Here is a 25,197-nt window from a genome sequence, read left to right as displayed (position 1 = left end):
GGGCGCACCGCCGGCCCCCGCAGAGCGAGCCCGGCACACGTCCGCGCACGCGGGTCACACGGCCCCGTAGGCCAGCCCCTCGAAGATGCCCAGCGCCCGCCCGCACTCCGCCGCCGCACGCCCCTGCGCCCGCGCGGGACGGTCGAGTTCGCACCAGATCCGTTTGCCGGCCCCCTCGGCGGCCCACCCCCAGCGGTCGGCGAGCCCGTCGACGAGGGCCAGGCCCCGCCCGCCCGTGGCCTCGTCGCCCGCGCAGCGGGGCACAGGAGCCCGCTCGCTGCCGTCGGCGACCTCCAGGCGCACCGTGGCCGCCTCGGCGGCCTCACCGGGCAGACACAGGCTCAGGACGGCCGGACGGCCCGTGTGCACGACGGCGTTGGTGACCAGTTCGGAGACGATCAGGGCGAGCGTCTCGGCGAGCGCGTCGTCGTCGGCCAGGGGTGACCCGGCCAGGCGCGCGCAGGCCCATCTGCGGGCCCGCCCCACCTCCGCGGGGTCGGGCCGGATCTCCAACTGCACTTGAAGCACCTGCACCGCTCACACCATCCGAACCGGCGGACACGACCCCGCGCGCCACGACGGCGACGTGCCCACCATGACGACGAGGGCCACGATCGTAGCCATTTCCCGCGTGACCCGGACAAGGGCCAGAGGCGTCGTGACGGAACGTGAATCCCTTGCAGGACAGCTTGATCGACGTTCTGTCACCCCGGCGAGCGCTTCCGGCATATTCCCGCGCGAAGGAGTACCCGTGCGGCATACTGTGCGACCCCCCTCTGCGGGAGTCGGACAGGCGACACCGGGGCGGCTCACACCCGGAACCACTCGCATCCCCCGAAGGTACCGGAGCGGATCACCGACTCCGCACCGTGACGGGTCACGTGCGGGACACAACCCGGTATCGACACTCCGTCATCGCCGTTTGCCACAATCGTCGACATCCGTACGCGCGCTGCCGCGTCCGGCGTCGTCCTCGCAGGCCACGGCGGTGTCAGCCGGCCCCGGAGAGCAGCTCCCGCGCGAGCAGTTCCGCGCCCTGCGGCCCACCGCCGGCCCGCCTCGCGCGCACCCACGCGCGCTTGAGCAGCAGATGTACTTCCGCCTCCCAGGTGAACCCCATCCCGCCGAACACCTGGAGGCAGTCCCGCGCGCCTTGTACGGCGGCCTCGTCGGCGAGCAGGCGCGCGCCCGCGATGTCGGCGGCGTCCCCGGTGACCGACGCCGCGTACACGGCCACCCGCGCGACCTCCACCCGGACCAGCGCCTCGGCACACAGGTGCTGCACCGCCTGGAACGCCCCTATGGGACGCCCGAACTGCTCCCGCGTACGCGCGTGCCCGACGGCCAACTCACAGGCGCGCGCGGCGGTCCCGAGCTGTTCGGCGGCGGTGAACAGGGAGGCTACGGGGTCACTCGCGCGCGGGGCGGTACCAGAGACACCGGAGACCCGGTGCAGCGGCGTGAGCGGATCGACGGACCTCATCGGGACAGCGGCCCCCGAACCGTCACCCCCCAGCACGACATCCGCCGCCCCCCACCACTCCACGAGCCCCCCGTCGGCCATCGCGACGACGGTCTCGCCCTCCGCCGCCCCCGGCACCGTCCCCGCCGCAAGGCACGTGGCGATCAACGGCCCCGGCAGCAAGGCCCGTCCGGCCTCCTCGAACGCCAACACCGCCTCCGGGAGCCCGAGTCCGACGCCGCCGTCCGCCTCGGGCAGCCGCAGCGCGAAGAACCCGGCCTCCCCGAGGGCCCGCCACAGCCCCCGGTCCAGCACGGGTTTCGCCACGGCGGCCCGCAGCGCGTCGGCCCCGAAGCGCCGGTCGAGCACCTCGCGCACGCCCGCGCGCAGGGCACGCTGATCGTCGGTCAGCCGGAATCGCACAGCACAAGTCCCTCCCGTTCAGCGCCCCTTGGGCAGCCCCAGCACGCGTTCCGCGACGATGGTCCGCTGGATCTGCGACGTCCCCGCGGCGATCGTGTACGACAGCGAGGACAGCCGGTCGAGGACCCACGGCCGGTCGAGGTCGAGCGCGGCGTCGCCGAGGACCTCGGCGGCGGTGTCGTACAGCTCCTGGCGGGCGTGCGAGTAGCGCAGCTTGAAGACCGAGCCCCCGGCGCCGGGGACGCCGTTCGCGGTCGCCTCGGAGACGTTCCACTGGATGAGCCGCCACAGGGCCCGGAACTCGGCGTCCAGGCGGCCCAGACGGCGCCGTAGGGCCGGATCGTCCCAGCGGCCGGCCGCCAGGGCCTCGCGGGCGAGTTCGGCCAGCACGCGGCGACAGGCGACCACCTCGCCGGCGAAGGCGGTGCCGCGCTCGAAGGAGAGCGTGACCATGGTGACGCGCCAGCCGTCGTTCTCGTCGCCGACCCGGTTGGCGACCGGCACCTCCACGTCGTCGAGGAACACCTCGGCGAACTCGGCGGACCCGGCGAGCGTGCGCAGCGGCCGTACGGTGATGCCCGGCGCGTCCATGGGCAGCGCGAGCCAGGTGATGCCCCGGTGCTTCGGGGCGTCCGGGTCGGTGCGCACGAGGAGTTCGCACCAGTCGGCGACCTCCGCGTGGGACGTCCAGATCTTGGAGCCGGTGACCCGGTAGACGTCGCCGTCGCGTCGCGCGCGGGTGCGCAGGGAGGCGAGGTCGGAGCCCGCGTCCGGTTCGCTGAACCCCTGGCACCAGACCTCCTCGCCGCGCAGGATCGGCTCCAGCCAGCGTTCGCGCTGGGCGGCGGTGCCCTCGGCGGCGATCGTCGGGCCCGCGTGCAGGAGGCCCACGAACCCGGCGCCCACGTAGGGCGCCGCGGCCCGCTCGGTCTCCTCCAGGAAGATCAGCCGGACCGTCGGGGAGGCGTCCCAGTGCACGTGCGCGTAGCCGGCGTCGTAGAGCCGGCGCTGCCAGCCGAGGTCGTACGCGCGCCGGGCGGGCCAGTCGTCGGGGGACGGCTTCGGCGGCAGCAGGGGCAGCGTCTTCGTGAGCCACTCGCGCAGGCGCGCGCGGAACTCGTCCTCCTCGGGCGTGTGGGCGAGGTCCATGCGCGCTACTTGTCGAGGTCCAGGTCGAGCATGCGGATCGCGTTGCCGCGCATCAGCTTGTAGGTCGTCTCCTCGTCGAGTCCCTCGACGTGCTCCAGGGCGATCTGTTTGGTGTGCGGGAACGTCGAGTCGACGTGCGGGTAGTCCGTCTCGAAGGTGGCGTTGTCGCGGCCGACGACGTCGATGGAGGCGACGCCGTGCTTGTCGCGGAAGAAGCAGCAGAAGATCTGCCGGTAGTAGTACGTGGAGGGCGGTTCGGGGATCAGGTCGCGGACGCCGCCCCACGCGCGGTGCTCCTCCCAGACGTCGTCGGCGCGCTCCAGGGCGTACGGGATCCAGCCCATCTGCCCTTCGGAGTAGGCGAGTTTGAGGCGTGGGAAGCGCACCAGGACGCCGCTGAAGAGGAAGTCCATCATCGAGGCCATGGCGTTGTTGAAGGACAGCGACGCCTGGACGGCGGGGGGCGCGTCGGGGGAGGCGGCGGGCATCTGGGAGGAGGACCCGATGTGCATGTTGACGACCGTGCCGGTGTCCTGGCAGGCGGCGAAGAAGGGGTCCCAGTAGCCGGAGTGGATGGACGGCAGGCCGAGGTGGGTGGGGATCTCGGAGAACGTCACGGCGCGCACCCCGCGCGCGGCGTTGCGCCGGATCTCCTCTACGGCGAGGCCGACGTCCCACAGGGGGATCAGGCACAGCGGGATGAGCCGTCCGCCGCTGGAGCCGCACCACTCCTCGACCATCCAGTCGTTGTAGGCGCGCACGCACGCGAGGGCGACGTCCTTGTCCTGGGCCTCCGCGAAGGTCTGCCCGCAGAAACGCGGGAAGGACGGGAAGCAGAGGCTCGCCTCGACGTGGTTGAGGTCCATGTCCTTGAGCCGTTCGACCGGGTCGTAGCACCCGGGGCGCATCTCCGCGCGCGTGATGCCCTCCAGGGTCATGTCGTCGCGGTCGAAGCCGACGGCGGCGATGACGCGCTTGTAGGGGAACTTGAGGCCCTCGTAGATCCACCAGTCGGCGGGCGGCCCGTCGGGGTCCATCGTGATCTGGTACTTGCCGCCGATGTAGGCCAGTTCGCCGATTCCGGCGGTCAGCGGCTTCGGCCCGAGCTCCCGGTACTTCGCCGGCAGCCAGGTCTCGAAGAGGTGCGCCGGTTCGATCACGTGGTCGTCGACGCTGACGATGCGCGGCAGCTCGCCCATGAGGCCCCCACTCCCGATATCTGATGGACCGTCAGATCCAGTCGTCACCGCGCAGACTAGCCCCGCACCCCTGGACCGACAAGGCGCGCACCCCTACGATCTGACGACCCATCAGAGACGCAGGGGGCCCGAAGTGACCGACACCGCGCACGCGCTGAGCTCCGCCCGCACCCTCTGGGAACTCCTCGACCGCCGTGCCGCCCTCACCCCCGACCGCCCGGTCCTCCTCCAGGGCGACCGCACCCTGACGTTCGGCGGGCTGCGCGACGGCGCCGAGCGCACGGCGGCCGGCCTGTACGGCATGGGCGTGCGCCCCGGCACGGTCGTCGCCTGGCAGCTCCCCACCCGCATCGAGACGGCCGTCCTGACCTTCGCGCTCGCGCGCCTGGGCGCCGTGCAGAGCCCGGTGATCCCGTTCTACCGGGACCGCGAGGTCGGCTTCGCCCTGCGCGAGTCCAAGGCCGAGTTCTTCGCCGTGCCGGGCGTCTGGCGGGACTTCGACCACACCGGCATGGCACGGCGGCTCGGCGCGAAGGGGATCTTCGAGGCGTACGACGAACTGCCGGCCGGCGATCCGGCCGTTCTGCCAGCTCCGCCGGGGGACGGTTACTCCGTTCGGTGGATCTACTGGACCTCGGGAACGACCTCGGACCCCAAGGGCGTTCTCCACACAGACCGCTCGCTCATCGCCGGGGGTGCCTGCCTCGCCCACGCACTGCGCCTGTCGGAGACGGACGTGGGGTCGATGGCCTTCCCGTACGCCCACATCGCGGGCCCCGACTACACCGTGATGCTCCTGCTCTACGGCTTCCCGGCCGTGATGTTCGAGCGGTTCGCCCTCCCCGAGGCGCTCGACGAGTTCCGGCGCCACGGCGTGACGGTGGCGGGCGGGTCGACGGCGTTCTACTCGATGTTCCTCGCGGAGCAGCGCAAACAGCCGCCGGGGACGAAGGCGATCCCGACCCTCAGGCTCCTCGCGGGCGGCGGGGCGCCGAAGCCGCCGGAGGTGTACCACGCGGTGGTGCGCGAGCTGGAGGTGCAGTTGACCCACGGATACGGCATGACCGAGGTACCGATGATCACGATGGGTTCGCCGGACGACACCCCGGAGAACCTGGCGACGACGGAGGGGAGGCCCCCCGAGGGCATGGAGATACGGATCGTCGACGGCGAGGTCCGGCTGCGCGGCGAGGCCGTCTGCCAGGGGTACCTGGACCCCGCGCAGAGTGCCGAGGCGTTCGACGCGGACGGGTTCCTGCGCACCGGCGACCTCGGGTACGTCACCCCCACCGGGCACCTCGTCCTCACCGGCCGGCTGAAGGACGTCATCATCCGCAAGGGCGAGAACGTCTCCGCGAAGGAGATCGAGGACCTCCTCGCGGCGCACCCGGGCGTCGGGGAGGCCGCGGTGGTGGGGCTGCCGGACGCGGAGCGCGGGGAGCTGGTGTGCGCGGTGGTGGAACCGGCCTCCCCGGACGGCGGGCTGGACCTCGCGGGCGTCGTCGCCTACCTCCGCGGACAGGGGCTCGCGCCGCACAAGCTGCCCGAGCGGCTGGAGGTGGTCGAGGCGCTGCCGCGCAACGAGACGCTGCGCAAGGTGCTCAAGTACAAGCTGCGGGAGCGCTATTCGGGAAGCTGAACAGGGGTGGTGTGATCAACTGTCCGGCGTGGAGACGTTGACGGCGAGTCTCGTGGCGGTGCTGGGGACCCTGCTCGGGGCGGGGCTCACCCACCGGTTCCAGGCACGGGCCGCCGAGCGCGCGGAGCGCTTCACGCGCGAGGAGCGGCTGCGGCAGGAGCGGATGGAGGCGTACTCCGCGTACGCGGGGGCGCTGGTCACCTACCGGCGGGTGCTGCTGGACCGGTGGTTCCGGCTGCACGCGGACAACCAGCCGGAGGAGTCGCACCGGGCCCGCCTGGAGGGGTACGCGCTGCGGACGACGGTCCAGGAGGCGCTGTTCCGCGTCCAGATGCTCACGCCGGACGAGGCGCTGGTCGCGCGGGCGCGCGAGGCCCTGGAACTGACCGACCAGCTGCACAGGGCCCCCGACCGGACCGAGCTGGACAGACGCCGCGACCTCACCCGCGCGGCGGTGACGGCCTTCGTGACCGAGGCCGGGCGGACGCTGTAGCGCCGCAGAGGACACGCACCGGGACACCGGGGCCGTGGACGGCATGACCCCGCGGCGGAGGCGCTACGCCGAGACCTGGCTCGGCTGCTCCTCCTCCGTCGTCGCCTCGTCGAGGCTCGCGTACACGTCGAACAGCCGGCGCACCCCCAGCGCCCCGAAGACCTTGTTGACGTGCGCGTCCTGGCCGCCGCCCGCCGGGAGGACCAGCCGCAGCCGGCCCCCGCAGGAGCGCAGGAGGCGGCGCGCGGCGATGAGGACGCCGACGCCGCTGGAGTCGCAGAAACGGACCCCGGAGAGGTCCAGGACGAGGAGGTGACGGCCCTCCGCAACCTCGTCGTGGACCCGCCGGCGCAGGCTGGTCGAGGTGACCAGGTCCAGTTCGCCCGACACCTGGAGCACGGCCCAGCGGCCCCGTTCCTCACCGGTCACTTTGATCGCCACCACCACGCCCTTCGCTCGCCGGTCCGGAAACGGACGTTCCCCGGAAGCGGTCCCTTCGCTTCCCCTCGTTTCCTGCAGCGCGGCTGCCCAGCGGCCGTTCCCCGAAACACCGGGCGGGAAACGGACACCGACCGAAGGAGGCCGGTTCCCGTCGAGTCATGTCCGGGCACCATCGGTGCACGATCCGCGCACGATCGGTCGCAAACGATCCGTTTCGATCATGGCGTGATCACGCCATGACGGGGTAGGCGCCGGACGGAACAGCCCCCTTATCACCTCATGACGGGTCCGGGGAGCACAATGCGACAAACGAGCGTGCGATGTCAGAGGGGACGACTACATTCGAGGTGACGGCAGACACGGGTGGAGGGGGCCGCATGGCGAAGAAGGACGCACTGCCCCGCTGGGACCGCAAGATGCAGCAGCGGCTGGCGCGCGGCGAGGCGGCGGCGCTCGGCGAGCTGTACGACCGGTTCGCTTCACTCGTGCACGGCCTCGCCCACCGCGTGCTCGGTGACGAGCGGGGAGCCGACCGGATCACACGCGAAGTGTTCACCCACGTGTGGGAGCACCCCGACGCGTACGACCCGAAACAGGGCCCCCTACGCACCTGGATCGCCGCCCTCACCCACCGCCTCGCCGTCCAGCACCTGCGCGACACCGGCGCCGCCGACCTCGCGCACGGCGGCCCCGGCACCCCCGAGGACCTCGAACACCGCGTCCGGCACGCCTCGGTCGCCGCCCGCGCCGACTACATCGTCCAGTCCATGCCGACACCCCTGCGCAGCGCCCTCGAACTCGCCTACTTCCAGCGCCGCGACTACCGCCAGACCGCCGCCGACCTCGGCGTCACCGAGGACGAGGCCAGGCGCCGGCTGCGCCTCGGCCTCCAGCTGCTGTCCACGGCCCACGACAGCGCGGCACCCGGAGCACCGCCCGGCTACGGGGGTGCGGCATGAGCAGCGCCGACCGGCACGCCGAGGACCCCTTCGACCCGGACGGGTACGGCGTCCCCGGCCGGCCGCCCCGGATACCGCTGCCGCGCGCCGCGCCCGAGGACGACGAGGCGTACCCCACCCTCCAGCAAGGCGGGGGCGACGCCTCCGTACCGCCGACACCCCCTCTGGAGCACCGGGTGCTCAAGTCACTGCTCGGCGCGTGGGCGCTGGCGGCGTGCTCCGCGGAGGAGTCCGAGGCCGTCGAAGAACACCTGGGCGGGTGCGGGACCTGCGCGGACGAGGCGCGGCGGCTGCGCGAGGCCGTCGGGCTGCTCCAGCGGCCCGAACCGCTCGACCTCGACCCGGGGCTGCGTACACGTGTCCTCGCGAGCTGCCTCGAACGGCGTCCGCCGCGCATCCCCGTGCCGGAGTGGGCCCTGCCGTACGACGCGGAGGCCGCGCGGCTCGACGCGCTGCTCCAGGACTTCGGGGACTCCGAGTGGCATGCGCCCGTACGGCTGCGGTGGTTCGCCGGGGAGCGGCAGGAGAGCCGGCGCACCACCGTCGCCGGGGTCATCGCGCACCTGCACGCGGTCGACGGGCTCGTCGCCGTCGCGCTCGGGCTCGACGATCCGCTGCGCGGCGGGCCGCGGGAGACCGGGCGCGGGCCCGTCGCCCGGACCGAGTACTCCTGGCGGACCTCCCGGTTCCCCCACACGCGCACCGTGCGCAGGCCCTGGCGGGAGCAGGCCCACGACATCGTGCGGACCTCGTCCTTCACGGGCGGCACCGCCGGGGGGCTCGGGGTGTCCTACGGCGACTTCGAACTGCCCCTGCGGGACGCGCTGCTCGACCGGGCCTTCGAGTGCTGGGTCCACGCCGACGACATCGCGCAGGCCGTGGACTATCCGTACGATCCGCCCGCGCCGCGTCATCTGCGGGCGATGATCGAGCTGGCCACGCGGATGCTGCCCGCTGCGCTGGCCGAGCGGCGGCTTGCGGGGCTGGCGTCTCCTGGGCGCACCCGGCATCTCGTGCCCGCCGGGCACCCCGGCCGTAGCCTCCGGCTGGAGATCGAGGGGCTCGGTGGGGGTGAGTGGTTCATCCCGCTCGACTCGCCCGCGGCCGTCGGGTCCGCCGAGTACGAGGTCGCGCACGTCGCGCTGGACGGGGTCGAGTTCTGTCAGCTCGCGGCGGGGCACATCGCGCCGGACGACGCGGCCGCGGGGCAGGTCGGGGACCGGGAGGCGATCAGGGATGTGCTGTTCGCGGCGGCGGCGTTGAGCCGGATGTAGCAGGTGGGGAGGGTGAGTGGGCGGCTGCGGGTGCGTCGTGGCCGTTCGCGCAGTTCCCCGCGCCCCTAAAAGAGCTGGCCCGCACCATGTTTTAGGGGCGCGGGGAACTGCGCGAGCAACCACACACAACCCCGCAGCCGCCCACTCACCAGCACCGCCCGAGCTGCTACGCGAACACCACCGTCCGGCGCCCGTTCAAGAGGATCCTCCGCTCCGCGTGCCACTTCACCGCCCGCGCCAGCGCCTGGCACTCCACGTCCCTGCCGATCGCCACCAGCTGGTCCGGCGTGACGTCGTGGCCCACGCGTTCGACCTCCTGCTCGATGATCGGGCCCTCGTCGAGGTCGGCGGTGACGTAGTGGGCCGTGGCGCCGATCAGCTTCACGCCGCGTGTGTGGGCCTGGTGGTACGGCTTGGCGCCCTTGAAGCTAGGGAGGAAGGAGTGGTGGATGTTGATGATCCGCCCGCTGAGCTGCTTGCAGAGGTCGTCGGAGAGGACCTGCATGTAGCGCGCGAGGACGACCAGTTCGACGTTCTCCTCGCGGACGATCTCCAGGAGGCGGGCCTCGGCCTCGGCCTTCGTGTCCTTCGTCACCGGGATGTGGTGGAAGGGGATGCCGTACGAGCCGACCAGCTCGGCGAAGTCCGTGTGGTTGGAGACGACGGCCGCGATGTCGACCGGCAGCGCGCCGGTCCGCGCGCGGAACAGCAGGTCGTTGAGGCAGTGCCCGAACTTGCTGACCATGAGGACGATCCGGGTCCGCTCGTCGGCCCGGTTGATCTGCCAGTCCATGTGGAACGAGTCACCGATCGCGGCGAAGCTGGCGCGCAGCTTGTCGACGGTGACGGGCTCCTCCGCGGAGAAGTGGACGCGCATGAAGAACAGGCCCGTGTCGTGGTCGCCGAACTGCTGGCTGTCCTCGATGTTGCACCCGGTCATGAACAGGTAGCTGGACACCGCGTGCACGATGCCCTGCTTGTCGGGGCAGGAGAGGGTGAGGATGTACTGCTGGGCCGGGGCGGCGGCGGGGCTGGACTGCGCGTTCATGCGCTACAGGTTCCCACACGCGCCTGTCCACGCCGCCCGCTGTCCGCCACACGGACGCCCGGCCACAGACGGCCACAGCTCAAGAACGCCCGCGACAGCCCCGTACAGATCCCCCGCCCCTAAACCGCCCGCGTGACGATCCGCAGCACCTCCAGCGTCTGCGGCGCCACCTCCGGATCCTCCCCGTCGGCGACAGCCATCCGTACGTGCGCGTCCCGCGCCGCCCGCACCGCCTCTCCCCACCCGGTGTGGTCGAGGTACGCGGAGACGGGCGCGTCCGGCCCCACCTGGTGCATGATCCGCAGCACCCGCAGGACGGCGGTGTCGACGAGCGCCGCCTCCTGCGAATCGCGGAAGATCGTGCCCACGTATTTCTCGGCGGACCAGTTGTCGAGCCAGGTGTCCTCGACGAGGCGGTACACGGCGTCGGTGACGTCGCCGTACCCCTCGGCACCGGTGAGCCAGACGCTCCGCTGGAAAGCAGGGTCGGAGAGCATGTGCAGCGCGGAACGCACATTGCTGCGCCAGCGCCACCACGGCATGTCGTTGAGTGGCATGACGCCCATGGTGGATGAGCGACGGCCCCGACGGGAAGGGTTCTCCGGTCCTTGCAAGGTCATGGATCCTATGATCGCCGACACCCCGTACGGCCCCGCCTGCCACCCCCGCCCCGCCCGGCCCGGGCAATTCACCTCCGCGTCACTTCACGTCGACCGCGGGTAGCCCCCGAGTTGGGTATGTGACGGAAGCGTGTGTGCCCATGACCGGCAGGCGACGCACGCGCAGCTCCTTCCTCCCCAGGACCGGCCGCTTCACCGGGTCCGTCAGAGCCAGAACGGCGACTTTGATGGCCGGTGCGTCGCTGATCGCCGGCTGCGGGGTCGTCCCCGGCACATCGGGGGGTGCCGGGGACGGGCCCGTGGTGGTGATGACATGGGCACCGCAGGACACCGGCGCGACGAACAAGCCGGGGATGCCGGCCTTCGCGCAGGCGTACGCGCGCTGGATCAACGACAACGGCGGTCTGGACGGCCGTGACCTCAAGGTCCTGACCTGCAACGACCACAACGACACGGTCGGCGCTGCGAAGTGCGCGCGGCAGGCGGTCAAGGAGGGCGCGGTCGCGGTCGTCGGCTCGTACAGCCAGTACTCGAAGTCGTTCTTCCCGCCGCTGGAGGGCGCGGGCGTGCCGTACATAGGCGGCTACGGCGTCACCGAGAACGAGTTCACGAGCCCCCTGTCGTACCCGGTCAACGGCGGTCAGCCGGCCCTGCTCGCGGGGCTCGGCGAGGAGCTGGCGAAGAGCTGCGGGCGGGTCGCGCTGGTGCGGCCGGACACGATCGCGGGCGACTCGCAGCCGGTGATGCTGGACGCGGGACTGGAGACCGGCGGGCACGCCGCGTCGGAGGACCAGCGGGCCGCGGAGGACGCGACCGAGTACAGCGGCGCGTCCGAGGCCGCGCTCAAGGTGGCGACCGGCGGCACCTCGGCCGAGGAGGGGTGTGTCGTACCGGCGCTCGGTGACCGCACCAGCATCTTCATGGACTCCTTCCGCCGGGTCCGCGACGAGTACCCGAAGGTGCGCACGGCGTCCGTGCTGGGCAGCGTCGACCAGACGGAGATCGACTCGACGGGCGGCGCGGGCGGGCCGTACGAGGGGTCGTACGTCACCGGCTGGTACCCCGTCGCGAGCGACCGGCGGTGGGACGGGATGAAGGAGATCATCAAGGAGGAGGCGTTCTCCGACACGCGGATCGACGCGGAGGACACGGGGGTGCAGACGACGTACCTCGCGTTCACGGTCCTCAAACAGGCCGTCGAGTCACTCAAAGGCGGGAACGTGTCCTCCACCTCGCTGCGCAGCGCCCTCGACGACGGCCTCAAGGTCGACACCGGCGGACTGACGCCCGCCCTGAACTGGGAGTTCTCCGGCCGCCTCGGCTCCGTCGGCTTCCCCCGGATGGTCAACGCGGACGTGACGCTCCAAGTGGTGCGCCAGGGACGGCTGGTGGCCGCCCGCGGCGACTTCCTCGACGTGACGAAGTCGCTGGAGGCGGCCAGCCTCAAGTGAGGTTCACAGTTGGGTGGGCTGGCGCTCCGTCAGCCCGTACTGCTTCGCGATGACGTTCCACAGCGCCGCGGCCTTCGCCTTCTGCTGGGTCGCGGTGCCGCTCTCCTTGTTCCCGGCGGCCGTCTCGGGCGTCGTCCGGGCCTGGCCCTTGCGGCAGCTCTTCTTCTTGTCGCCGGCGACCTGGTCGGCCCAGGCGGCGTAGTGGTCGTCGGCGGCGGCGGAGGCGTGCCACGCCCTGGTGAGGGCGGCGGTGAGGGCCGCGTGGTCGGGGAGCTTGTCGACGGACAGGGCGGACAGCTTCGTCACCAGGGCGTTGCGCTGCCGGGCCGCGTCGCGCAGGTCGGCGGCGGCCTTCTCCAGGTCGTTGCACGCCTTGACGTCGGCGACCGCGCCGATCACCGCCGCCCGGCTGCTCCCGCTGTCCGCGAGCAGCTTGTCGAGGGCGGTCGCCTGCGCCTCGGCGCCGTCGCCGGCCGCCGCGTCGGTGCCCTGACCGGCGTCGGCGGACGAGGCGACGTTCGTGCTGTTCGCCTTGTCGTCGTCCCCGCCGCTGCCCATCAGCGCTCCGGCGCCTATCCCGACGGCCGCGAGCGCGACGCCCGCCGCGACGATCAACGGCACCTTGGAGCGGCTGCGGCCACCCCGGCCGCGCCCGCCGTCGCCGTCGTCGTAGGAGTCGTACGCGGGCTGCTGGGCGTACGGCGGCTGCTGGGCGGCGTACGGCGCGGGCTGCGGCGGGCGGCCGTACCCCTGCTGGGGCTGTCCGTAACCCTGCTGGGGCGGGATTCCCCCGGACGGGGACGCCGCCGGGCCGTCGCGGAACAGGTTCTCGAACCCGGCGGGGGCACCGCCGCCCGCGGGCACGGGCGGAATGACCTGGGTGGCCTCGGAGTCGCCGGGGGACGGCATCGCGCCCGCGGACGGCATCGCGCCCGGGTAGTTGCCCGCCTCGGGCGGCAGCGCGCCCGGGGTGACCGGCGGGAGGACCTGCGTGGCGCCCTCCTCGACGGCGGGGACGGGCAGGAGGTACTGGGTCGCCCCGTCCGGCGCGTACCCGCCCCCGGCGGCCGGGTTCGGCCCGTCGACGACCGGCGGCAGGTACTGCGTGGCGCCCTCGGACCCCTGGAATCCGGCACCCTGGCCCGGGAATCCGCCCGCGTTCGGGTGCTGGCCGGGGAAGCCGCCGGGGTTCGGGGCCTGCCCAGGGAACGCTCCGGGGCCCGGCGCCTGGCCGGGCATGCCGCCCGTACCCGGCGCCTGCCCGGGGAAACCTCCCGCGCCCGGGTAACCGCCGTCCGTCACCGGCGGGATGTACTGCGTCGCGGCGTCGTCCATGGGCGGCAGCGGGGCGCTCTGGGTGTAGGTGGCCGGCTGCTGGTAGTAGGGGGCCTGCTGGTCGTACGAGGGGACCGGTGCCCCCTGTCCGTACGTCACCGGCGACTCGCCGCCCTCGGGGGGCAGCGGCCAGCTCTGGGTCGTCGGGTGGGAGGGCTGGGCCGGGGGCGGCGTCCAGCCGTGGCCGGCGACCGGCGGGGCCGGGTCCGGCTGGGGGTCGTACCGGGGAGGCGGCGGGAGGGGTGCCGCCGCGCCCGTCATACCCGGCAGCAGCGGCTCACCGCCGTCGGAGGGCAGCACGATGCCTTCGCGCGCGGGCCGCGCCGAGGGCTCCTCGCCCTGTCCACTCTGCGTCACCGGGACTCCTCCGAACGGGGGACTTCACGACAGTCGTCGGCTCACGCTACCGGGTCCCCGGAATCCCGTACCACACAGCTCAGGCCGCGACCCGGCGTCCTGTGACGTCGCTAACAGGGCCGACCGCCGTACCCGTGAGTACGGCGGTCCGGTGCGCCGGCTCAGGCGGCCGTCTGGAGGTCGAGGCGGGCCCCGAACTCCCGTACGACGGGCTCGTCGCGGTAGGGCTCCAGGCGGTGCTGGAGGTCGTCGAGGTACTCCGCGCCCCGGTTCGAGCGCAGGGTCTCCAGGAGTTCGACGGCCTTCAGGCCGGTGTGGCACGCCTGCTCGATCTCGCGCTGCTGGACCTGCGCGGTGGCGAGCAGGACGTACCCGATGGCCCGCCTGCGCGCGCGGGTGGCGGGGTGGCCGGCGAGGGACTGTTCGGCGCAGCGCGCTGCGGCTTCCGGCTGGGCGAGGTCGCGGTGGCAGTGGGCGAGTTCGTCGGCGAGGTACGCCTCGTCGAAGTGGGCGATCCAGGGCGGGTCGTCCCCGGAGCCGGCGTCGGCGGCCTCCAGCGCGGACAGCGCGCGGGAGGAGGACAGTTGGGCGGCGCGTACGTCGCCGAGGAGGGCGTGGCCGCGGGCCTCGGCGGCGTGGAACATCGACTCCGCGCGCGGCGTGACGCGTCCGCGCGCCCCTTCCTGCGCGGCGCGCGCCAACTGGGCGATCTCGCGCGGGTTTCCGAGCTGGGCGGCGAGGTGGCTCATGGACGCGGCGAGAACGTACCCGCCGTAGCCTCTGTCCCCCGCGGCCTGCGCGAGCCGCAGGGACTGGATGTAGTACCTCTGGGCCAGGCCTGGTTGGCCCGTGTCGACGGCCATGTACCCCGCCAGCTCGGTCAGTCGGGCGACCGCCGCGAACAAGTCCCGCCCCACCGCCTCCCGGTAGGACCCGGCGAGCAGCCCGGAGACGACGCTGTTGAGGTAGTGGACGACGACGGGGCGCACATGCCCGCTGCCGTACTGGTGGTCGAGGTCGACGAGGGCCTGCGTCATCGCGCGGACGGCGGCGACGTCGGACTGCCCCACGCGCGGGCCCGCCGAGCGGGCGACCTGCGCGTCCGGCGCGGAGATCAGCCAGTCGCGGCTGGGTTCGACGAGCGCCGAGGCGGCGACGGAGGAGCCGGACAGGAAGTCACGCCGGCCCACGTCGCTGCGCCACAGCTCGCAGACCTGCTCGATCGCGCCGAGGACCGTCGGGGAGAACTGGAGGCCCACGCCCGAGGCGAGGTTCTTGCCGTTGGCCATGCCGATCTCGTCGATCGTGACCGTACGGCCGAGTTTGCGGCCCAGCGCCTCGGCGATGATCGCCGGTGCCCTGCCCCGCGGTTGCTGTCCGCGCAGCCAGCGGGCCACGGACGTCTTGTCGTAGCGCAGGTCGAGGCCGTGCTCCGCCCCGCACATGTTGACCCGGCGGGCGAGCCCGGCGTTCGAGCACCCCGCCTCCTGGATGAGCGCCTGCAGCCGTTCGTTCGGCTGCCGCGCGACAAGCGGCCTTGCGGCCATGGTGTAACCCCCTGTGGCTGCGGTGCCTGCCACGCACCGAGTTGACGTGTCTTCCACCGGTCGGCTCCGGGTTGGTCGTCCTCGGGTCCGGCTGTCCACGATCCGGACCCGTCACCGAAAAAATCCGGCCGTGAAGATCAGTGCCCCGCGGACATGACGAAAATGCGGGACTTGCGAGGATTGCCGGGGTGACGAGCCGGACTTGAGCAGAGCGCTGCCCTGGACGTGACTCCCCGTTCCCCCCGGTTTGTGACTACCCGTTCCCCGGCGCTTTCCTGCCCCGCGCCCCCGGACGTGCACCCATGCGCCCCGAAGGCCGAACCGGTGCTCTCCCCCGCGCACTTGAACATGCGTCAGAGCCGCCCGGGAGCCCGTGTCCGCCCGAGCTTTCGGGCACGCGTAACCCCTCGTGACCGCTAGAGTTGTGCTCACCGTGGAAGAGACCATTGCCGGCGTCGCCGAAGCCACCCAAATCCCGAAGCAGCGCGGGGAAACGCTGCTGGAAACCGCCGTTCGCTATGCCGAGGAGCGCCATTGGGACGTGTTCTCCGGCACCTGGCTGGAAGCCGTCGACGGAGTACAGCGCTGCTCCTGCGGTGACGCCAAGTGCGCCGCTCCCGGCGCACATCCCGTGCGCCCCGACTGGGCGTCCCAGGCGACGGGCAGCGCCACCGTCGCCCGCAGGATGTGGCAGAAGCAGCCCTCGGCCGCCATCCTGCTGCCCACCGGGCGGACCTTCGACGCGATCTCCGTGCCGGAGACGGCGGGGTTCCTCGCGCTCGCGCGGATGGAGCGGATGGAGCTGACCCTCGGGCCGGTGACCCTCTCGCCGGACGGACGCATGCAGTTCTTCGTCCTGCCCGGGGCCTCGGTCAAGGTCCCCGACCTGCTGCGCCGGATCGGCTGGTCGATCGGCTCCCTCGACCTCGACGTCCTCGGGGAGGGCGCGTACGTCGCCGCCCCGCCGACCCGGTTCGGCTCGCGTGCCGTGCAGTGGGCGTGCCGTCCCACCGCCGCGAACCGGTGGCTCCCCGACGCGGAGGAGCTGATCTCACCGCTTGCCTACGCGTGCGGCCGGGACCGGTAACTCCGGTCCGTCCACAGGGTGTTCATTTCGAACTGGTCGGGCCCGACGGGGCCGGGGGTCGCGGCGCAGCCGCCGGTGACCGGGCGCCGGGGCCCGACCTAGGGGTGGCGTGCGGGCAGGCGCGTGCAAGCCGGTGCCGGTCACTCCCCGAACACCCCCTCCAAGAACGGCTCGATCGCCGCTCGCCACGCCTCCGGCTGGTCGTAGTGGACGAGGTGGCCGGCGTCCGAGACCTCCGCGTACTGGCCCCGGGGGAGGACGCGGACCATCTCCTGGGCCTCCGCGCGGCCGAGTTCGCCGTCCAGGCCGCGGACGACGAGGGAGGGGCACTGGACCTGCGCGAGTTCCTCCCAGTGCGCGTCGTACACCCACGTCTCCCGCGACTTGAGCATCTGCTCGGGCTCGAAGACGGGGCGCCAGCCGTCCGCGGACTCGTGCATCACCTCGGCGTAGAAGGCCCCGCGCGCGGGGTTGGGGCGCTCGACCCACGGGTCGTCCTCACCGAACCACTTGCGGACGTCAGCGAGCGTGGCGAACGGCACCGGCCAGGACTTGAACCAGTCGGCCCACTCCCGCTGGGACGCCGCGCCGAGCGCCGACGCCCGCATGTCGCAGACGATGAGCCCCCGCACGAGGTCCGGCCGCTTCGCGGCGAGCTGCCAGCCGGTGAGCGCGCCCATCGCGTGCCCGACGAGTACGGCGGGTCCGAGGCCCAGTTGCTCCAACGCCGCCTCGGCGTCCTCGACGTACGCCTCGCGCGTGAACGCGGCTTGCGGGGGCTTCTCGCTCTGGCCGTGGCCCCGCTGGTCCAGCGCCACCGCGCGGTGCCGTTCGGAGAGCCAGCGGGCGGTGGAGGCCCAGTGGGAGGCCCGGCCCATGAGGCCGTGGAGTAAGAGGACGCCGGGGGTGGTGGGGGCGGGCGTACGGGACGGGGTGGCGTCGGGGTGGTGCGGGGCGGTGTCGGGGTGGGCGTGGGTGGGGTCGGTGCGGGTGACGCCGTCAGGGTGAGCACCGTGTTCAAGGCCGCCGGCCTCACGAGGACCGCTCTGGGGTACGCCGGCCTGGGGTACGCCGGCCTGGGGTACGCCGCTCCGAGGTACGCCGGCCTGGGGCACGCCGCTCTGGGGTACGCCGCCCTGGGGCGTACCACCTTGCGGGGCGCCGCCCGGGTGCGCACCGCCCTCAAGGCCGGCGTCCGCCGAACCGCCGCCTCCACGAGAACCGCTCCAGGCCCCACCCCCCTCGCGGCCCCCGCCTTCGCGAGAACCACCCGAAAGAGGACCCCACTCAGCCCTGTCCCCCGAGCGGCCCTCCCCGGAGGAACCCGCGCCCGGCGATGTCCCCCGCCCGTTCCCCGAAGGGACCCGCGCCCCCGGCTGGTCCGGAATCGGCTTGGGCGGGTCACCGAACTCCCAGGCCACGAGGCGCACCCCACCGGCCCCGGTCACCTCGATGCGTCGCGCCATCGGTCTGGCACCCCCCTGGCTCCGCTCGGCCCGCCCGCTCCCGCTCAAGCCCACCGGTCCGAGTCAACCGCTTCGTGTCTGCCGTCGTACCACTACCGCCGTGTCCTGCTCCCGCCGCTTCGCGCCCCGCTCCCGCCCTCCCGGAGCCGAGCCTCCGCTTTCCGCGGCCCCTCACCCGCAGCGTATCGAATGCGCATTCGAGAAATGGAGTCTCCGGCGGCAACACCGCTCGTTCGAGTGACCCTGCTCAAGGAATGATCGCCGCTGCCGAGGGGAGATCTTCAGCGGGAGGCGGACCGGCCGGGGAAACCGGTCCGAGGGGAACGACCCTGGGAGCTCGGGGCTCCGGGTCGGAACAGGGGAGGACAGGCCCCGGTGCTTCACGGCACCGGGGCCCTTCTCACGTCTGCGGCACATCTTCCCGCCCCCTCCGGTCATATGCCTCACGCGACAGCCTCGCACGCGCGGCGCCCGAGCGCTGCGATTCGGCACAGGGAATCTTCGGGTTCGAGGCACCCGAAGGGAACCCAACCGCCGCGAGCGGCTCAGGAGTTGACCATGCCCCACGATCGCGCTCGGCACGCCCGCGCGGACCCGACGCTTTCGGCGGCCCGGCACGCGACGCCGCCCCGGCACCCATCGCCGACGCCGCTCCCGGCACTCGGTACCCGACACGGGCCCGGCCACCGCCACTCGGCCCTGGACACCGGCCCGGCACCCGGCCTCGGCCCGGCGCTGCGCGCGTCCGGCGGCGACGCTGTCGGCGAGCGGCTCGCCCGGCGCCGGACTTCTCCACACGCACGTGCTCCGGAAACGCGACGGCGGCCCCGAAGAACCGCCCGCCGGCCCCGGCCCGAAGCCCGGCACACCGTCCGGCGTCCGCCGCGCCGGAGGCCAGCGCAGCCGCCCGCCCCCTTCGTCGCCCCGGAGCCCAGAAGCCCCGCGTCAGCTCAGCGCTTCGCCACGAAGACGTGCGACGCGACGTCCGACTCCAGCTCCGCCGCCTCGCCGCCGCTGCCGACCAGGACCCCGCCCGCCGACTCCGTCACGCTGACGACGGAGCCGGGCTGTACGCCCGCGCGCCGCAGCGTGTACATCAGCTGCGCGTCCGTCTGGATGGGCTCGCCGATGCGCCGGACGACGACGGTCTTGCCCTCCGTACCGGGGTCGAGGTCGGCGAGGGAGACCATGCCCTCGTCGAGGAACGGGTCGGCGCCGTCCTTCTCGCCGAGCTCCTCCAGGCCGGGGATGGGGTTGCCGTAGGGCGACTCCGTGGGGTGGCGCAGCAGCTCCAGGACGCGGCGCTCGACGGCCTCGCTCATCACGTGCTCCCAGCGGCACGCCTCCGCGTGGACCTGCTCCCACTCCAGGCCGATCACGTCGACCAGGAGGCATTCGGCGAGGCGGTGCTTGCGCATCACGCGCGTGGCGAGCCGGCGGCCCTCGTCGGTCAGCTCCAGGTGCCGGTCGGTGGCCACGGAGACGAGGCCGTCGCGCTCCATGCGCGCGACGGTCTGGCTCACCGTCGGTCCGCTCTGGTCGAGCCGCTCGGCGATCCGGGCGCGCATGGGGACCACACCTTCCTCCTCCAGCTCAAGGATGGTGCGGAGATACATCTCCGTGGTGTCGATCAGTCCGGACATTCGTGCCCCTCGATTTGCTCTGCCGAAGGCTCGACGGCTCTCGGCGCGTGCGCTGGCCCTGCCTCCAATTCTGCCGGATACCACTGACAACCGTGCCGCGCGGACGAAACCCCCGGCCCGCGGGGCACCTGCCGGATGCGCGCGCCGCCCCGCCCGCCCCCGGCGCACCCCCTCCCGCACCCCCTCCCGCACATCGGACGCCACCTCACCGCTCCCCGGCGTTCACCCGCGTATTGACACCGCACTGGTCCAGACCGCACGGTGATCCGCACAACGGGCGGGCTCACGGTGCGAAGGGGTTGTGGCGATGGGCGGGTCAGGGGTCGGCGAGCGGTTCTTCGAGGCCGCCGTCGCGCTGCTGGAGCGCGTGCGCGTGGAGGAGGCCGGGGCGGTCGAGGCGGCCGGGGAGCTGCTGGCCGACACGGTCGCCGCGGGCGGGCGGCTGTTCGCGTTCGGGGCGGGGCACTCGTCGCTCGCCGCGCAGGACCTGGTCTACCGCGCGGGCGGGCTCGCGGTGATGAACCTGCTGGCCGTACCGGGCCTGGTCGGTGTGGACGTCCGGCCGGCGACCCTGGGCTCCGCCCTGGAGCGCGTGGACGGCCTCGCGCGGGTCGTCCTGGACGCCTCGCCCCTGCGCGCGGGCGACGCGCTGATCGTCGTGTCCCTCTCCGGCCGCAACCCCCTCCCGGTCGAGATGGCCCTCCACGCGCGTGCGCGCGGCGTGAAGGTCATCGGCGTCACCTCGGTCGCCTACGCGCAGGAGACCACGTCCCGCCACTCCTCGGGCACCTTCCTCAAGGACCACTGCGACCTGGTCCTCGACTCCAGGATCCCCGTCGGCGACGCCACGCTGACCCTCGACACCGTCCCTGCCCCCTTCGCCCCCGCCTCCACGATCGTCACCTCCGCCCTCCTCCAGGCGGCGACAGCGACCGCCGCGGCCTCCCTGGCGGCCCGCGGCATCGAACCGCCCCTCCTGCGCTCGGGCAACGTCGACGGCGGCCACGAGTGGAACGCCCGCGTGCTGGAGGAGTACGGCGACCGGATCTTCTACGGGAACTGAGCCGGTCCTAGCCCCGCGTCTCCCCCGCCGCCTCCGCCAGGTCCAGCGCCGCCGCGATCCGTACGGCGACGTCCTCGGCGTACGTCGTGTCGGTGCGCTCGAAGCCCGTACGGCCGCCGCCGCGCAGGAACGTGACGGCGCCCAGGGTGCGGCCCCGGCTGCGCAGGACGGTGGACAGGGCGTGGACGGTGTCCTCGGGCCACTGGCGGGTGCGCGCCCAGACGCGGGCCTGGTCGGCGGGGATGCCGCCGGCTCCGGCGCGGACGGTGCCCGCGCGCGCGACGCACTGGAGCGCCGGGTGGCCCTCGGGGTAGCCGACGGGGAGGCCGGGGTGGGCGCTCAGGACGCTCGGCCCGGGGCCGCCGGCGGGGGTGGCGGCGACGCGGACGAGCCGTACCGGCGCGGCGGGGTCGGTGTCCGCGCGCGGGGCGCCGTGCAGGCGGTCCAGGAGGGCGTGGTCGGCGAATCCGGCGAGCGAGAAGTCGAGGTGGACGGTGGCCGCCTCGGCGGGGTCCTCGCACTCGGCCGCCGCGCGGGCGGCGCGGTGCAGCTGGTTGGCGCGGAAGCGCAGCAGGGCCGCCTCCTGCTCGCCCTGCTTGGCCTCCGTGACGTCCTGGAAGAGCCAGCCGACGCCGAGGGGCACAGGCTCCTCCGCGAGCGGCGAGGCGAGCCGTACGAAGCCGCTGCGCCAGCAGCGCCGTTTCTCGCCGTCGGGGGTGCGCACGCCGATCCACATCTCGGCGGGCGCGGGCGGGGCGCCCTCCGCGAGGACGTGCGTGAGGGCGCTCTCCAGCTCCCGGACGCCGTGGGTGAGCAGCTCGCCCAGGGGGCGGCCCAGGACGGCCGTACGGCCCGTGCCGAGCGCCCGCGCGGCGTGCGTGTTGACGACGGCGGGGCGCAGGTCGGCGTCGATCAGGACGACGCCCCAGGAGGCGTCCTCGAACAGGGCCTCGCTGAACGCGATGGACCGCTCCAGGTCGATCTGCGCGTGCACCTCGCTGAAGGCGCAGTACAGCCCGGCGGGCTTGCCGTCGGGCCCGCGTACGGCGGACGACTGGGTGCGCACGAGGACCCGGCCGCCGTCCTTGGTGAGGAGCGCGAACTCGTGCACCTGGCGCCCGGCCGCGTGCATGGCGGCCATCAGCCGGCCCTCGACCTCCCCGGCGTCCGCGCTGCGCACCGCCCAGCCCGCGAAGCCGTGCCGCCCCACCGCCTCCTCGGCGCTCCACCCGAGGATGCGCTCGGCCTCGCGGTTCCAGTGGGTGACGACCCCGTCGGCGTCGAACGCGCACAGCGCCGCGTCCATGCCGTCCAGCAGCGCGGCGAGCAGGTCGAACCCGTACGGCCCGTCCCCACCGGGCTCGTCCGGGCCCAGCTCGTCGGTGGTCCCCCTACGCCGGGAAGCACTCACCTGGACCCCCTGCCAGCGTCGGTTCGCGCACTCGCCTTCATTCAACTTGAACGTGACTCAGCCCACACGGTGTTCCCGGAAGCCGGCCCGAGATTCGTGATCGGCGGATCGGCCCACCGGTCGTCGCCGGCCGTTCGGGAAAAACCGGTTGAGCCGTCCCGGGGGTGGTTCCTAGGGTGTGGGGCACACGAGAAGGGAGGTGGTTCGGCAGATGTATGGAAACCGGACGCGTGAGGTGACTGCGGGCTAGCGCCCGTCACCCGCAGTGCGGTGCCGGACTCGCGCGTGAGCGTTGCGCGCCGCCGGCCCAGTCCCAAAGCAGTCACCCGACCCGCGAGTCGCCGGTACGTCCGGCCGGCTCCTCCACGGAGGAACCCGACTCGCGGGTCGCCTGCGTTCCCGGAGGATTTCCGGGGAGTGATCCGCGCCACGTACGAATGTCCTGTCGAGCAGTAGCCTGGGGGCATGCTTTCGCTCGTTCGACGCCGCCACGTGGACTATGTCCGCGTCACGAGCATGGGCTGTCGACGCTCCGTCTGAGCCTCCAGCCCGCATTCCCGGCCGCCCCACACGGCTTTCGCCTCCTGCTCACCCGGCACCCGCGCCCGCGCCCCACCCACGGCGGCGGGTCGGCCCCCGTACACCTACGGACGCACCATGACGAACCCGTCGTACCAGCAACTCCCGATCATCGACCTCTCCGCGGCGGACGCGGGCCCCCGCGCGCGTGCGCGGCTGCACGCGGACCTGCACAGCGCGGCGCACGACGTGGGCTTCTTCCAGCTCGTCGGCCACGGCGTGCCGGACGGCGAGACGGCCGCCCTGCTGACGGCCATGCGGCGCTTCTTCGCGCTGCCGGAGGCCGAGCGGCTCGCCCTCGACAACGTGAACTCGCCGCACTTCCGCGGCTACACGCGCACGGGCGACGAACGCACCGCGGGCCGCCAGGACTGGCGCGACCAGCTCGACATCGGCGCCGAGCGCCCCGCGCGCGTGCCGGGCTCCGGCGAGGCGCCGTACTGGTGGCTCGAAGGCCCCAACCAGTGGCCCGCATCGCTGCCCGGGCTGCGGACCGCCGCGCTGCGCTGGATCGACCGCCTCAGCGCCGTCTCCGCGAAGCTCCTGCGCGAGCTGCTGGCCTCCATAGGCGCCGCGCCCGACTTCTACGACGCGGCCTTCGGGGCCCGCGCGCACCCGCACCTGAAGCTCGTGCGCTACCCCGGGAACGCCGGGAACGGCGCCGACCAGGGCGTCGGCGCGCACAAGGACTACGGCTTCCTCACGCTGCTCCTGCAGGACCGGGTGGGCGGCCTCCAGGTCCAGCGCGAGGACGGCCTCTTCCACGACGTGCCTCCCATGGAGGGCGCTTTCGTCGTCAACCTGGGCGAGTTGCTGGAGGTGGCGACCGACGGCTACCTGCTCGCCACCAACCACCGCGTGGTGTCCCCGCCGACGGCGGTGGAACGTTTCTCCGTGCCGTTCTTCTACAACCCGCGCCTGGACGCGCGCGTGGAGCCGCTGGTCTTCCCGCACGCGGCGTCCGCGCGCGGGGTGACGACGGACCCCGCGAACCCGCTGTTCGCGGAGTACGGCTTCAACGAGCTGAAGGGGAAGCTGAGGGCGCACCCCTTGGTGGCGGAGAAGCACCACGCAGGGCTCTTGTCACCTGCGTGAGTGCCTGCCTTCAAGGGGCGCGGGGAACCGCGCGACCAGCCACGACGAACCCGCAGCCGCCCGCGCTCCGGAACTCCCCCTTCAGTGGGCGCTGTCGTACCCCTCGATGTCCCGAGGGGAACGACTCCCCGGTCCCACATACCGCGCGGAGGGCCGCACCAGCCGCCCTGTCCGCTTCTGCTCCAGGATGTGCGCCGACCACCCCGCCGTACGCGCGCACGTGAACATCGACGTGAACATGTGCGCCGGGACCTCCGCGAAGTCGAGGACGATCGCCGCCCAGAACTCGACGTTGGTGGCGAGCACCCGGTCGGGCCGGCGGGCGTGCAGTTCAGTGAGGGCGGCCTTCTCCAGTGCCTCGGCGACCTCGAACCGGGGTGCGCCCAGCTCCCGCGCGGTACGGCGCAGCACGCGCGCGCGAGGGTCCTCGGCGCGGTAGACGCGGTGCCCGAAGCCCATGAGCCGCTCACCCCGGTCGAGCGCCTGGCGGACGTACGCGTCGGCGTCCCCGGTCCGCTCGATCTCCTCGATCATGCCCAGCACGCGCGAGGGCGCACCCCCGTGCAGGGGGCCGGACATGGCCCCGACGGCACCGGAGAGCGCGGCGGCGACGTCCGCGCCGGTGGAGGCGATCACGCGCGCGGTGAACGTCGACGCGTTCATGCCGTGCTCGGCGGCGGACGTCCAGTACGCGTCGACGGCCGCGACGTGCTTCGGGTCCGGCTCGCCGCGCCAGCGGATCATGAACCGTTCGACGACGGAGCGTGCCTTGTCGATCTCCCGCTGCGGCACCATCGGCCGGCCCTGCCCGCGGGCGGACTGCGCGACGTACGAGAGGGCCATCACAGCGGCCCGCGCGAGGTCGTCGCGGGCCTGACCCTCGTCGATGTCCAGGAGGGGCTTCAGGCCCCACACAGGGGCCAGCATGGCCAGCGCGGACTGCACGTCGACCCTGATGTCCCCGGAGTGCACGGGGATCGGGAACGGCTCGGCGGCCGGCAGCCCGGGGTCGAACGCGCCGTCGACCAGCAGACCCCACACGTTCCCGAACGAGACGTGCCCCACCAGATCCTCGATGTCGACGCCCCGGTACCGCAGGGCGCCGCCCTCCTTGTCCGGTTCGGCGATCTCCGTCTCGAACGCGACGACTCCTTCGAGACCGGGTACGAAGTCGGACATCAGGCGGCTCCTCGATGTGTGGGGCGGACGGGTGCGGGGTCGTTCCCGGGTGCGGCCCGCGTGCGCGTGCGGGCCGGTTCGGACGGTGCTCGGTTCGGGACGGTGCTCGGTTCGGGTGCGGCGAGACGGCTTGCGGCTCGGCGGGCGGTCCGGGCCCTGGACCCGTGCCGGTGGACGGTACGCGCATGCGTGCGGCTTGCCCCGGAGGGCTGCGTACGTCCCACCGGTGCGGCATCAGCACCATATCCCCGGGTGTCACGGTTGGGGAGGTCGTGCG

At 73.2% G+C, this 25,197-nt stretch carries 21 protein-coding genes; 8 read left to right on the top strand and 13 right to left on the bottom strand.

From position 1 onward, the window contains the following. Positions 1 to 54 precede the first annotated feature (54 nt). The 4 genes from ACLZOT_RS25950 to ACLZOT_RS25935 form a co-directional block, all read right to left on the bottom strand. Complete coding sequence (locus ACLZOT_RS25950; RefSeq protein WP_416971545.1) at positions 55 to 519, bottom strand: ATP-binding protein; 465 nt, start codon at positions 517 to 519, stop codon at positions 55 to 57. A 472-nt stretch (positions 520 to 991) separates the two neighbouring features. Then, positions 992 to 1,885 carry an acyl-CoA dehydrogenase family protein gene (locus ACLZOT_RS25945; RefSeq protein ID WP_416971467.1) on the bottom strand — a complete coding sequence of 298 codons (894 nt, stop codon included), beginning with the start codon at positions 1,883 to 1,885 and terminating at the stop codon, positions 992 to 994. An 18-nt stretch (positions 1,886 to 1,903) separates the two neighbouring features. Continuing rightward, complete coding sequence (locus tag ACLZOT_RS25940) at positions 1,904 to 3,034, bottom strand: acyl-CoA dehydrogenase family protein (RefSeq protein WP_416971466.1); 1,131 nt, start codon at positions 3,032 to 3,034, stop codon at positions 1,904 to 1,906. A 5-nt stretch (positions 3,035 to 3,039) separates the two neighbouring features. Beyond that, a complete protein-coding gene (locus ACLZOT_RS25935; protein WP_416971465.1) occupies positions 3,040 to 4,233 on the bottom strand; it encodes an amidohydrolase family protein in 1,194 nt (397 codons plus the stop codon). A 133-nt stretch (positions 4,234 to 4,366) separates the two neighbouring features. On the opposite strand from ACLZOT_RS25935, the gene ACLZOT_RS25930 reads away from it, so the two are divergent. Together ACLZOT_RS25930 and ACLZOT_RS25925 are read left to right on the top strand one after the other, a co-directional pair. After that, positions 4,367 to 5,872, top strand: coding sequence for a class I adenylate-forming enzyme family protein (locus ACLZOT_RS25930; RefSeq protein WP_416971464.1), 1,506 nt, complete (start codon positions 4,367 to 4,369; stop codon positions 5,870 to 5,872). 28 nt (positions 5,873 to 5,900) lie between these two features. Then, positions 5,901 to 6,365, top strand: a complete 465-nt coding sequence (locus ACLZOT_RS25925; protein WP_416971463.1) for a hypothetical protein — start codon at positions 5,901 to 5,903, stop codon at positions 6,363 to 6,365. 63 nt (positions 6,366 to 6,428) lie between these two features. On the opposite strand, the gene ACLZOT_RS25920 is transcribed toward ACLZOT_RS25925, so the two are convergent. Further along, on the bottom strand, positions 6,429 to 6,812 hold the full coding sequence (locus tag ACLZOT_RS25920; RefSeq protein ID WP_416971462.1) for an STAS domain-containing protein: 384 nt from the start codon (positions 6,810 to 6,812) through the stop codon (positions 6,429 to 6,431). Between the two features lie 371 nt (positions 6,813 to 7,183). On the opposite strand from ACLZOT_RS25920, the gene ACLZOT_RS25915 reads away from it, so the two are divergent. Both ACLZOT_RS25915 and ACLZOT_RS25910 read left to right on the top strand, forming a co-directional pair. Continuing rightward, a complete protein-coding gene (locus ACLZOT_RS25915) occupies positions 7,184 to 7,765 on the top strand; it encodes an RNA polymerase sigma factor (protein WP_416971461.1) in 582 nt (193 codons plus the stop codon). After that, the gene (locus ACLZOT_RS25910) at positions 7,762 to 9,039 is read left to right on the top strand and encodes a zf-HC2 domain-containing protein (protein WP_416971460.1); all 1,278 of its coding nucleotides are present in this window, start codon (positions 7,762 to 7,764) and stop codon (positions 9,037 to 9,039) included. The genes ACLZOT_RS25915 and ACLZOT_RS25910 overlap by 4 nt, the downstream gene beginning before the upstream one ends. Positions 9,040 to 9,205: 166 nt before the next feature. On the opposite strand, the gene purU is transcribed toward ACLZOT_RS25910, so the two are convergent. Further along, complete coding sequence (purU, locus tag ACLZOT_RS25905) at positions 9,206 to 10,087, bottom strand: formyltetrahydrofolate deformylase (protein WP_416971459.1); 882 nt, start codon at positions 10,085 to 10,087, stop codon at positions 9,206 to 9,208. 119 nt (positions 10,088 to 10,206) lie between these two features. Next, positions 10,207 to 10,707 (bottom strand): SCO4402 family protein, encoded by a 501-nt coding sequence (locus ACLZOT_RS25900; RefSeq protein WP_416971458.1) that lies wholly within the window; start codon positions 10,705 to 10,707, stop codon positions 10,207 to 10,209. Positions 10,708 to 10,847: 140 nt separating this feature from the next. Here ACLZOT_RS25900 and ACLZOT_RS25895 point away from each other — a divergent pair, with 140 nt between their 5' ends. Next, positions 10,848 to 12,158, top strand: coding sequence for an ABC transporter substrate-binding protein (locus ACLZOT_RS25895; protein ID WP_416971457.1), 1,311 nt, complete (start codon positions 10,848 to 10,850; stop codon positions 12,156 to 12,158). 3 nt (positions 12,159 to 12,161) lie between these two features. On the opposite strand, the gene ACLZOT_RS25890 is transcribed toward ACLZOT_RS25895, so the two are convergent. Both ACLZOT_RS25890 and ACLZOT_RS25885 read right to left on the bottom strand, forming a co-directional pair. After that, entirely contained in the window at positions 12,162 to 13,850 is a 1,689-nt protein-coding gene (locus ACLZOT_RS25890) for a hypothetical protein (protein ID WP_416971456.1), read from the bottom strand. A gap of 161 nt (positions 13,851 to 14,011) precedes the next feature. Next, the gene (locus tag ACLZOT_RS25885) at positions 14,012 to 15,397 is read right to left on the bottom strand and encodes a transcriptional regulator (protein ID WP_416971455.1); all 1,386 of its coding nucleotides are present in this window, start codon (positions 15,395 to 15,397) and stop codon (positions 14,012 to 14,014) included. 424 nt (positions 15,398 to 15,821) lie between these two features. Here ACLZOT_RS25885 and ACLZOT_RS25880 point away from each other — a divergent pair, with 424 nt between their 5' ends. After that, positions 15,822 to 16,484 (top strand): bifunctional DNA primase/polymerase, encoded by a 663-nt coding sequence (locus ACLZOT_RS25880; RefSeq protein ID WP_355877408.1) that lies wholly within the window; start codon positions 15,822 to 15,824, stop codon positions 16,482 to 16,484. A gap of 140 nt (positions 16,485 to 16,624) precedes the next feature. Here ACLZOT_RS25880 and ACLZOT_RS25875 read toward each other — a convergent pair whose 3' ends face one another. Both ACLZOT_RS25875 and ACLZOT_RS25870 read right to left on the bottom strand, forming a co-directional pair. Beyond that, a complete protein-coding gene (locus ACLZOT_RS25875; RefSeq protein ID WP_416971454.1) occupies positions 16,625 to 17,599 on the bottom strand; it encodes an alpha/beta fold hydrolase in 975 nt (324 codons plus the stop codon). A gap of 1,301 nt (positions 17,600 to 18,900) precedes the next feature. After that, a complete protein-coding gene (locus tag ACLZOT_RS25870; RefSeq protein WP_010357798.1) occupies positions 18,901 to 19,593 on the bottom strand; it encodes a metal-dependent transcriptional regulator in 693 nt (230 codons plus the stop codon). 307 nt (positions 19,594 to 19,900) lie between these two features. On the opposite strand from ACLZOT_RS25870, the gene ACLZOT_RS25865 reads away from it, so the two are divergent. Then, positions 19,901 to 20,656: an SIS domain-containing protein gene (locus ACLZOT_RS25865; protein ID WP_416971453.1), complete on the top strand. Its 756-nt coding sequence runs from the start codon at positions 19,901 to 19,903 to the stop codon at positions 20,654 to 20,656. A gap of 7 nt (positions 20,657 to 20,663) precedes the next feature. Here ACLZOT_RS25865 and ACLZOT_RS25860 read toward each other — a convergent pair whose 3' ends face one another. Further along, positions 20,664 to 22,067 carry a PAS domain-containing protein gene (locus ACLZOT_RS25860; RefSeq protein WP_416971452.1) on the bottom strand — a complete coding sequence of 468 codons (1,404 nt, stop codon included), beginning with the start codon at positions 22,065 to 22,067 and terminating at the stop codon, positions 20,664 to 20,666. A 657-nt stretch (positions 22,068 to 22,724) separates the two neighbouring features. Here ACLZOT_RS25860 and ACLZOT_RS25855 point away from each other — a divergent pair. Further along, positions 22,725 to 23,741: an isopenicillin N synthase family dioxygenase gene (locus tag ACLZOT_RS25855; RefSeq protein WP_416971451.1), complete on the top strand. Its 1,017-nt coding sequence runs from the start codon at positions 22,725 to 22,727 to the stop codon at positions 23,739 to 23,741. A gap of 81 nt (positions 23,742 to 23,822) precedes the next feature. On the opposite strand, the gene ACLZOT_RS25850 is transcribed toward ACLZOT_RS25855, so the two are convergent. Beyond that, positions 23,823 to 24,920: a citrate synthase 2 gene (locus ACLZOT_RS25850; RefSeq protein ID WP_416971450.1), complete on the bottom strand. Its 1,098-nt coding sequence runs from the start codon at positions 24,918 to 24,920 to the stop codon at positions 23,823 to 23,825. Positions 24,921 to 25,197 lie beyond the last annotated feature (277 nt).

It is taken from the genome of Streptomyces sp. 4F14 (genome assembly GCF_048159485.1).
Taxonomy (GTDB): domain Bacteria; phylum Actinomycetota; class Actinomycetes; order Streptomycetales; family Streptomycetaceae; genus Streptomyces.
Note: the sequence above shows the minus strand (reverse complement) of the source record. Positions and strands in the feature narration are given on the sequence as shown.